2 protein-coding genes are annotated in these 3,086 nt (G+C 57.1%); both read left to right on the top strand.

What is annotated here, in order from left to right; all coding sequences use genetic code 11:
* On the top strand, positions 1 to 1,386 hold a 1,386-nt coding region (locus tag RBA40_RS32955), incomplete at its 5' end, for an RHS repeat domain-containing protein (protein WP_374710586.1).
* Positions 1,383 to 3,086 (top strand): RHS repeat domain-containing protein (locus tag RBA40_RS32950; RefSeq protein ID WP_306653092.1); only part of this gene is annotated, 1,704 nt, incomplete at its 3' end. The genes RBA40_RS32955 and RBA40_RS32950, both read left to right, overlap by 4 nt.

Genomic DNA, 3,086 nt, shown 5'->3' with positions numbered 1-3,086 from the left:
GCGGGCAATGAATCCACAGTCGCCTGCAAGGCAAACAATCTGACCAAGGTGACGTACCCTGACGGAAAAAGCCAGACGTATTGGTACAACGAAGCGAACAAAATCCAAATTAACGATGGTGCGGAATGCAGCCGCTTTTCAGAAACAACCGGAAACGGTTTTGGTCCGACGGCTTTCAGTAACCTGATGACGGGCCTGATCGATGAGAATGAAGACCGCCACATCAGCTGGACGTATGACTGCGCCGGCCGAGCAACGTCGTCGCAACTCGGCGAAGATGCCAACAAGGTCATGATCGCCTATGTCCCTCGGCCAGAATGGGGTGGTCCCCCAGTCGCAATAGTAACTCACTATGTGGGGCCGAAAGAAAAGCCGGCGACCTCGGTGAGCTACTTCCAAAAAGACTATGTGCTTGGAGTTGCCAAAACCACCACTATTCACGAGCCATGTGTGGAATGCGGCACCATCGCCGAACGTAAATATGACGCGATTGGAAACGTCGCCATGACGAAGGATTTCAACGGCAACTACAGCTGCTTCCAATATGAGGCCGGGCGCAATCTGGAAACGGCGCGGGTCGAAGGTGCGTCAACTGCCGATTGTACGTCGCTGCTGGCCGCGCAGACACTTGCTTCGCCAGCACGTAAAACCACAACCAAATGGCACGCGGAATTCCGCCTGCCGGAGACCATCGCCGAACCCAAGCGTATGACGAAATACCAGTACGACGTTAAAACCGGCAATGTACTGGCCAAGACCGAGCAGGCCACCACCGACCTGACGGGCGCGCTGGGAATAAACGCGCCTCTGACGGGAAGCGTCCGAAAATGGGCATATACATACAATAAGGGGCAATTGGAAACCGTCACCGGTCCGCGTACCGACATCGTCGATCTCACTAGGTACGACTATGACTCGACGACGGGCGACCTGATCAAGGTAACGAACGCCGTCGGCAAAGCGACGACTTACGGGGGCTATGACGCCCATGGCCGGGTTCACACGATTCGCGCGCCTGACGGCGTGACGATAAAGCTGGACTACACCGAGCGCGGATGGGTTAAGTCCAAAATCGTATCAAGCGGCATAGATACTCATATGCCTCCACAGACGACCGCCTACGCCTACACGCCTTCAGGTCAGATCGAGACGGTCACGTTCCCGGACAACAGCGTGACGAAGTATACTTACGATGCAGCCCACCGGCTCACTTCGGTCGTCAGTGGCCGTGACGAGAGCATCGAGAGCATCATTTATACACTTGACCTCACCGGCAACAGGATCAAGGAAGAAGTGCGCGACCACAAAGGCAACCTTGTGCGCCAGATTTCCCGTACCTACGACAAAACCGGCCGTCTGACGAGCCAAACCGGAGCTGCACGATGACCCGCCGTATTCTCAGCCGCTTGACGTCCGGCGCACTAATTGTTGTTATGACGTACACCCCGCTGCTGGGTGCCTCTACCGGCACTCTGGCATCGGCGCAGTCGGTGCCGGAAGCGCCCACCAGTTACAAGTACGACCTTGTTGGCAATCTGAAGGAAATTACCGATCCGCTGGGACGGATGACGAACCTCACCTACGACCCACTCGACCGTGTAAAGCAGGTGGAACAGCCCCTCACCAACGGCGCTCGTCCGACCATCAAGTACGGTTACGACGGCATGGACCAAGTGGCGACGGTGACCGATCCGCGCAACCTGGAGACGCGTTACGCCGTCGACGGCCTTGGTAACCGCAGCGAGCTGCGAAGTCCCGACACGGGCCTCACAAAATCGACTTACGATGCCGCCGGCAACCGGAAGACGCGCATGGACGGCCGCGGTAAAACGAATACCTATTTTTATGATGCGCTAAACCGCCTGACCCGGATCGACTATACGGGCACCATCAGCACCACGTTCGAGTACGACGGCGATGCGAAGCTGACGCCAACTGCGGCTGGCAAAATGACGCGGATGACGGATGAATCGGGTTATACGACGTATACCTATGACGCATTCGGGCGGCTCGCGATCAAAGCCCAGACCACGACCGGCTTGGGGAGCTACAACAACACGCATACGCTTATCTATGGGTACGATGCGGCGGGCCGGCTGGCGAGCGTGACCTACCCGAGCGGAAACCGCGTTAACTATGGCTACAACCACGTGGGCCAAGTTGCCAGCATCACGCTGAACCCGGTAAAAGCCACCGGTACCGACACGAACGTCGACAGCAGCATTGTTTTGCTGAACAATATCACCTACACCCCGTTTGGCGGAACCACTGGTTGGAAATGGGGCAGTAGCGTTCCAGCAAACCAGTATGCGCATGTGCGCACCTACGACCTCGATGGCCGGATCAGCAGCTATACGATGGGAAGCCCAACGGCAAACGGGGTCGTGCGCACGATCAATTACGATGCCGCCAGCCGCATCAAGGGATACACCCATTCGGGCACGGGAACGCTGCCCAGCCCTGCCAGCCTGAACCAGACCTTCGGCTACGACGAGTTGAACCGTCTGACCAGCTACAGCGGCAACGGCACCAGCCAGACGTACGCCTACGATGCCAGCGGTAACCGCATCAAGGCTGGGTTCGGTGCAAACGGCTACACGAACACCATTTACCCGCTCAGTAACAAGCTGAGTGCGACCACTGGACCGGGGCCGGCCAAGACGAATACCTACGACGATGCCGGTAATCTGACCACGGATGGCACGCTCGTCGTCACTTATAGCGGACGGGCTCGGCCATACCGTATCCAGAATGGTACTGTCACGGCCCACCAGTTGTTCAATGGCTTGGAACAGCGTGTATTTCAGACTAACGGCGGTGGTATATTCGTCTACGATGAGCAAGGACAGTTGGTGGGTGAGTACAACTATGTCAACGGCAAGGCGACCCGTGAGACGGTGTACCTGGGCAACCTGCCAGTGGCAGTATTGACGCAGACAGTGACGGGTGCGGTACCTGCCCAAAACACGGCGATTAACGTATTCCATATTCATCCGGATCATTTGGGAACGCCACGAATGATCACGCGTACGCTCGACAACAAGATCGTCTGGCGCTGGGACAATGGCGATCCGTTCGGACTGACA

The sequence above is a fragment of the Massilia pseudoviolaceinigra genome, assembly GCF_030846505.1.
GTDB classification, from domain to species: domain Bacteria; phylum Pseudomonadota; class Gammaproteobacteria; order Burkholderiales; family Burkholderiaceae_D; genus Telluria_A; species Telluria_A violaceinigra.
Note: the sequence above shows the minus strand (reverse complement) of the source record. Positions and strands in the feature narration are given on the sequence as shown.